The sequence below is a fragment of the Stenotrophomonas sp. P5_B8 genome, assembly GCF_054049855.1.
Map to the genome: position 1 here is coordinate 1 of NZ_JBFULO010000243.1, position 5,612 is coordinate 5,612.

General features: G+C 66.7%; 7 protein-coding genes. All 7 read right to left on the reverse strand.

All coding sequences use genetic code 11. From position 1 onward, the window contains the following. Nucleotides 1-120: biopolymer transporter ExbD (locus ACXJKH_RS13335; protein WP_457319945.1), on the reverse strand; the 120-nt coding region annotated here is incomplete at its 3' end. Nucleotides 121-144: 24 nt separating this feature from the next. After that, nucleotides 145-924, reverse strand: a complete 780-nt coding sequence (gene tolQ, locus ACXJKH_RS13340; protein WP_137190120.1) for a protein TolQ — start codon at nucleotides 922-924, stop codon at nucleotides 145-147. Between the two features lie 10 nt (nucleotides 925-934). After that, the gene (ybgC, locus tag ACXJKH_RS13345; protein ID WP_256775473.1) at nucleotides 935-1,366 is read right to left on the reverse strand and encodes a tol-pal system-associated acyl-CoA thioesterase; all 432 of its coding nucleotides are present in this window, start codon (nucleotides 1,364-1,366) and stop codon (nucleotides 935-937) included. Continuing rightward, on the reverse strand, nucleotides 1,356-2,396 hold the full coding sequence (gene ruvB, locus ACXJKH_RS13350; protein WP_256775474.1) for a Holliday junction branch migration DNA helicase RuvB: 1,041 nt from the start codon (nucleotides 2,394-2,396) through the stop codon (nucleotides 1,356-1,358). The genes ybgC and ruvB overlap by 11 nt, the downstream gene beginning before the upstream one ends. A 492-nt stretch (nucleotides 2,397-2,888) precedes the next feature. Beyond that, a complete protein-coding gene (locus ACXJKH_RS13355) occupies nucleotides 2,889-4,808 on the reverse strand; it encodes a potassium transporter Kup (protein WP_457319943.1) in 1,920 nt (639 codons plus the stop codon). 49 nt (nucleotides 4,809-4,857) lie between these two features. Next, on the reverse strand, nucleotides 4,858-5,448 hold the full coding sequence (gene ruvA, locus ACXJKH_RS13360) for a Holliday junction branch migration protein RuvA (RefSeq protein WP_256775475.1): 591 nt from the start codon (nucleotides 5,446-5,448) through the stop codon (nucleotides 4,858-4,860). A 10-nt stretch (nucleotides 5,449-5,458) separates the two neighbouring features. Then, nucleotides 5,459-5,612 (reverse strand): crossover junction endodeoxyribonuclease RuvC (locus tag ACXJKH_RS13365; RefSeq protein WP_457319947.1); only part of this gene is annotated, 154 nt, incomplete at its 5' end.

Genomic DNA, 5,612 nt, shown 5'->3' on the forward strand with positions numbered 1-5,612 from the left:
GAGCAGCGGCGCGGTGACCATGAAGATGATCAGCAGCACCAGCATAACGTCGATGTACGGCACGACGTTGATTTCGGATTTGAGCTTGCGGCGCTTGCGGCGGCCGAGGGCAGCAGTCATGGCAGGGTCCTTGTGCTGGGGCGCTTACTCGTCGCCCGCGCTCTGGCGCTGCAGAATCGAGCTGAACTCTTCTGCGAAGGTTTCAAAACGGACCGACATGCGCTCCACGCGGGTGGTGAAGCGGTTGTAGGCCCACACGGCCGGGATCGCCACGAACAGGCCGATGGCGGTGGCGAACAGGGCTTCGGAGATGCCCGGCGCGACCGAGGCGATGCCAGCCTGTTCACCGCTGTTGATCATGTCGTGCATGGTCACCATGATGCCGAACACGGTACCGACCAGACCCACGTAGGGCGCGGTGGAGCCGATGTTGGCCAGCAGTTCCAGGCTGCGTTCCATCTGGTCCACTTCACGGGTGTAAGTGGTGCGCATGGCGCGCTGGGCGCCTTCAAGCTGGGCACGACCGTCCAGCCGGCGCTTGTCGCGCAGGCGGGTGAATTCGCGGAAGCCGGCTTCGAAGATCGCCTCCAGGCCGCCCACCTTGCGGTTGCGGTCGGTGGCCGAGCTGTACAGCTTGCCCAGGTCCGCACCGGACCAGAAGCGGCTTTCGAACTCGTCGGCCTCGCGGTTGGCGGCGTTGAACACGCGCGCCTTGCGGAAGATGATCACCCAGCTGATGAACGACCCGGCCAGCAGCAGCAGCACGATGATCTTCACCGGCAGGCTGGCCTTGATCATCAGGTCCAGGTAATTGATGCCACCGCCATGCGCGGCCTGCGCGACAGTCTGCGCCGCGGCGCTGGTGACTTCCTGCGGCAGCGCTTCGGTCACCGTGGCCTGCAGGGCCAGGAGCATTGCGATCATCCGTTGTTCCTCACTGTGCGGATACTTGAAGTTCGTAGGGTTTCAACGCGGCGAGGAGAGCATCGTCCATGCCACGTGGTTTGAAAGTGGAGGCATCCAATGCCGCGATCCTGACCTGGGCAGTCAGCAGCGTTTCATCGCCGCGACACACGCGCTGGTCGAACACCATGCTGGCGCGCTTGCACTGCACCAGCGTGGCGGTCACGTCCAGCGCATCGTCCAGCCGCGCCGGCTTGAGAAAATCCAGGGTCATCGCGCGGACCGCGAACACCATGCCGTGGTCGGTACGCGTACGCTCCTGGCCAAAGCCCAGCGCCCGCATCCATTCGGTTCGTGCGCGTTCCATGAAGGCCACATAGCGCGCGTGGTAGACCACCCCGCCAGCGTCGGTATCTTCCCAGTAGATGCGTGTCGGCCAACTGAACCGGGGATCAACCGCCATCGATGCTCTCCGCGAACAGGTCCGCCGGCGGGTTCTTCGGCTTGAGCCCCATGTGCCGGTACGCCTTGTGCGTGCACATGCGGCCGCGCGCGGTGCGGATCAGGAAGCCCTGCTGGATCAGGTAGGGCTCGACCACGTCTTCCAGCGTGCCCCGCTCTTCGGACAGCGCCGCGGCCAGCGATTCGATCCCCACCGGACCACCATCAAAGTAGTCGACCATGGTCCGCAGCATGCGCCGGTCCAGCTCGTCGAAGCCTTCCGGGTCCACCTTGAGCATCTGCATGGCCGCCTGCGCCACGTCCTGGTCGATATGCCCGGCGGCCTTGACCTGGGCGTAGTCGCGGACCCGGCGCAGCAGCCGGTTGGCGATACGCGGGGTGCCGCGTGAGCGCCGCGCGATCTCGGCCGCGCCGTCGGCGGTGCAGTCGATGTTGAGGATCGCCGCCGAGCGCCGCACGATCTTGGTCAGCTCTTCGGGGGTGTAGAACTCCAGCCGGTGCACGATACCGAAACGGTCGCGCAGCGGCGCGGTCAGCAGTCCGGCACGGGTGGTGGCCCCGATCAGGGTGAACGGCGGCAGGTCGATCTTGATCGAGCGGGCTGCAGGGCCGTCGCCGATCATGATGTCGATCTGGAAGTCYTCCATCGCCGGGTACAGCACTTCTTCCACCACCGGCGACAGGCGGTGGATTTCGTCGATGAACAGCACATCGTGCGGCTGCAGGTTGGTCAGCAGCGCGGCCAGGTCGCCGGCCTTTTCGATCACCGGCCCGGACGTCACACGCAGGGCCACGCCCAGCTCGTTGGCGATCACATGGCTCAAGGTGGTCTTGCCCAGCCCCGGCGGTCCGAAGATCAGCACGTGGTCGAGCGCGTCGCCACGGGCCTTGGTCGCCTCGATATAGATCGACAGCTGCTCGCGCACCGGCGCCTGGCCCAGGTAATCGGCCATGCGCTTGGGGCGGATGCTGGCGTCGGTGCCCTCGTCTTCCCGGGTGGCGCCGGCACCGATGATGCGGTCGTCTGTCATTCGGCAATTATGCGGCAAAAGGAGCGCAATCCGCGCCCCGGTAGTGCCGGCCGCTGGCCGGCTCCACGCGTAGCGCCGGGCTCTGCCCGGCAACAGCCAAGGCAGCAGCCGACGTACTGGGAGACGGCGGAGTGGGTCCGGCTGCGGGAGACGCTGCAAGTACGTCCCTGTAAGCTCGGTCGCCGCATCCATGCGGCTCACGCCCCCGCAACCGGACCCACCCCGCCTTCGCCAACACGCCGTGCRCCGCCAGGCAAGCAAAGCCGTGACATCTTTCTCCACCGCTCGCGCCAACCGTCTGGAGGAGAGCCCCCTTGGTGTTCAAGGGGGCGCGCCGAAGGCGGGGGGATAAGGTGGAATGCGCGGAACGCCGGCGCCAACGGCGACTGCGTTTCAAGGGGGCGCGCCGAAGGCGCGGGGATCAGGTGGAATGCGCCCGGGTCCCAAGGTTTGCGAAGCAAACCTTGGGCCGCAGGTGGCGATCTGACGGAGTCAGATCTCCACCTGCGCCCCCAGCTCTACCAGCCGGTTGCCCGGAATCCGGAAGAAGCCGGTCGCCGGGGCCGCGTTCCGGTGCATCAGCGCGAACAGCTTGTCGCGCCAGATCGGCATGCCGCGATTGGCCGTGGCCACGATCGTCTCGCGGCTGGCGAAGAAGGTCGTGTCCATCGGGTCGAAGTAGATCCCGCCGTGGTCGCACGAGCGCATCAGCGCCAGCGGCACGTCCGGGGTCTCCATGAAGCCGAAGCGCACGTAGATCCGGTAGAACTCATCGCCCACCGACTCGATCTTCAGGCGCTGGCCCTCTGGCGCATACGGCACCGGCAGGGTCACCACGTGCAGGAACACATTGCGCTCGTGCAGCACCTTGTTGTGCTTGAGGTTGTGCATCAGCGCATGCGGGGCCACGGTCGGGTCGGCGGTCAGGAACACCGCCGTGCCCGGCACGCGTACCGGCGGGGCCAGCATCAGCCCGGGCAGGAAGGTATCGATGCGGATACCGTCCTTGCGGATCTCATCGCGCAGCAGTTCGCGGCCCCGCCGCCAGGTGCGCATCATCGTGAACAGCACGATGCCCAGCACCACCGGGAACCACGCGCCCTGCAGCAGCTTGGCGCCGTTGGCGATCACAAAGCCCAGGTCGATGATGAAGAAGATCACGCACAGCGGAATGATCCAGTACCGCGAGGTCGGCCACAGCGCGCGCGCCACCAGCGCCAGCAGCAGGGTATCGATGAGCATGGTCGCCGACACCGAGATGCCGTAGGCCACGGCCAGGTTGGACGAGCTGCGGAAGGCCAGCACCAGCCCGATCACCATCACCGCGATGCCCCAGTTGATGCCCGGGATGTAGATCTGGCCGATGGTGTCGTGGGAGGTGTGGGTAATGCGCATGCGCGGGATGTAGCCCAGCTGCATGGCCTGGCGCGACACCGAGAACGCCCCGGTGATCACCGACTGCGAGGCGATCACCGCGGCCATGGTGGCCAGGATGATCATCGGGTACAGCGCCCAGTCCGGCACCGCCTCGAAGAACGGGTTCTTCACCGCTTCGGGATTGTTGAGCACCAGCGCGCCCTGCCCCAGGTAATTCAGCACCAGGCACGGCAGCACGAAGAAGTACCAGGCGTGGCGGATCGGCTTGGCCCCGAAGTGGCCCATGTCCGCGTACAGCGCCTCGCCACCGGTCACGGCCAGCACCACTGCACCGAGGATGAAGATGCCGTGCCAGCCATGTTCCATGAAGAAGCGCAGCGCCCACATCGGGTTGAACGCCTTGAGCACCTCGGGCGCATCGACGATGTTCCAGATGCCGATGGCGGCCAGCGAAATGAACCAGATCGAGGTGATCGGCCCGAACAGCTTGCCGATCTTCTCGGTGCCAAAGCGCTGTACGGCAAAGACCGCCAGCAGCACCACCACGGTGATCGGCACGATGAACGCATGCAGGCCCGGCGCGGCTACCTCCAGGCCCTCGACCGCACCCAGCACCGAAATGGCCGGGGTGATCACCCCGTCTCCGAAGAACAGCGAGGCGCCGAAGATGCCCAGGATGCCCACCACGTAGGCCGAGCGCGAGCCGTTGCGCAGGGTGCGCTGGGTGAGCGCCATCAAGGCCATGATGCCGCCTTCGCCCTCGTTGTCGGCGCGCATGATGATGGTGACGTACTTGAGCGTGACCACGATGTTCAGCGCCCAGAACGCCAGCGACAGCACGCCCAGCACGGTGTCGTGGTCGCTGCTGAGGCCGTAATGCGGGGAGAAGGCCTCCTTCAGCGTGTACAGCGGGCTGGTGCCGATGTCGCCGAACACCACGCCGATGGCGCCGATGATCAGCGCCATGCCGCCGGCCGCGGGCGCGTGGCCGTGCGCGGCGTGGCCGCTGTCGTGCTGGGTGGGAGAGGTGGACATGAGGCTCCGGGCGGACGCGGTCGGTATCAGGAAGCAGGCAGCGCGCGCGTCAGCGCAGCGCGGCCTGCAGGGCCTTGCGGATGACGGTGGCGACATCGTCGCCGTCGACGTTGGCATCGCGCGCCATGCGCGCGGCCTCGGCCGGCTTGTAGCCCAGCTGCTGCAGCGCCACGGTCGCCTCGGACACCGGGTCGGTGGCCGGCGCGGCACCGGCGATCGGCGCCCCGCCGCCGCCGAAGTTGGCCGCGCGGTCGCGCAGTTCCAGCACCATGCGCTCGGCGGTCTTCTTGCCGATGCCGGGGATGCGGGTCAGCGCGGTGATGTCACCGGCCTGCAGCATGCGGGCGAATTCGTCCACGCTCACCCCGGACAGCACGGCCAGCGCGATCTTGGCGCCGATCCCGCTGACCTTCTGCACATCGCGGAACAGGCGGCGCTCGCCTTCGCGCAGGAAGCCGTACAGCGCAACGCTGTCTTCCTTCTGCGTGTAATGGGTGAACAGGGTGACCTCGCGGCCCAGTTCGGGCAGGTCGTAGAAGGTGCTCATGGGCGCCTCCAGCTCGTAGCCGACGCCATTGACGTCGATGAGCAGCCACGGCGGCGCCTTGTAGGCCACGATCCCGCGCAGACGACCAATCATGCAGTTTTCCTCATTTTCGGCTCCAGGCCATGCGGGCATTGACGCCCAGGCGCTGCGCCGTGGCCCGTACGTGGGCGTGGGTGATGGCCACGRCCAACGCATCGGCGGCGTCGGCCTGCAGCTTGGTTTTCAGGTTGAGCATAAGCCCGACCATGTGTTGGACC

Bases quoted from the DNA above. Each gene is read 5' to 3' on its own strand.
- ybgC (WP_256775473.1), bottom strand. From the start codon at position 1,366: ATGGCGGTTGATCCCCGGTTCAGTTGGCCGACACGCATCTACTGGGAA.
- tolQ (WP_137190120.1), bottom strand. From the start codon at position 924: ATGATCGCAATGCTCCTGGCCCTGCAGGCCACGGTGACCGAAGCGCTG.
- ruvA (WP_256775475.1), bottom strand. From the start codon at position 5,448: ATGATTGGTCGTCTGCGCGGGATCGTGGCCTACAAGGCGCCGCCGTGG.
- ACXJKH_RS13355 (WP_457319943.1), bottom strand. From the start codon at position 4,808: ATGTCCACCTCTCCCACCCAGCACGACAGCGGCCACGCCGCGCACGGC.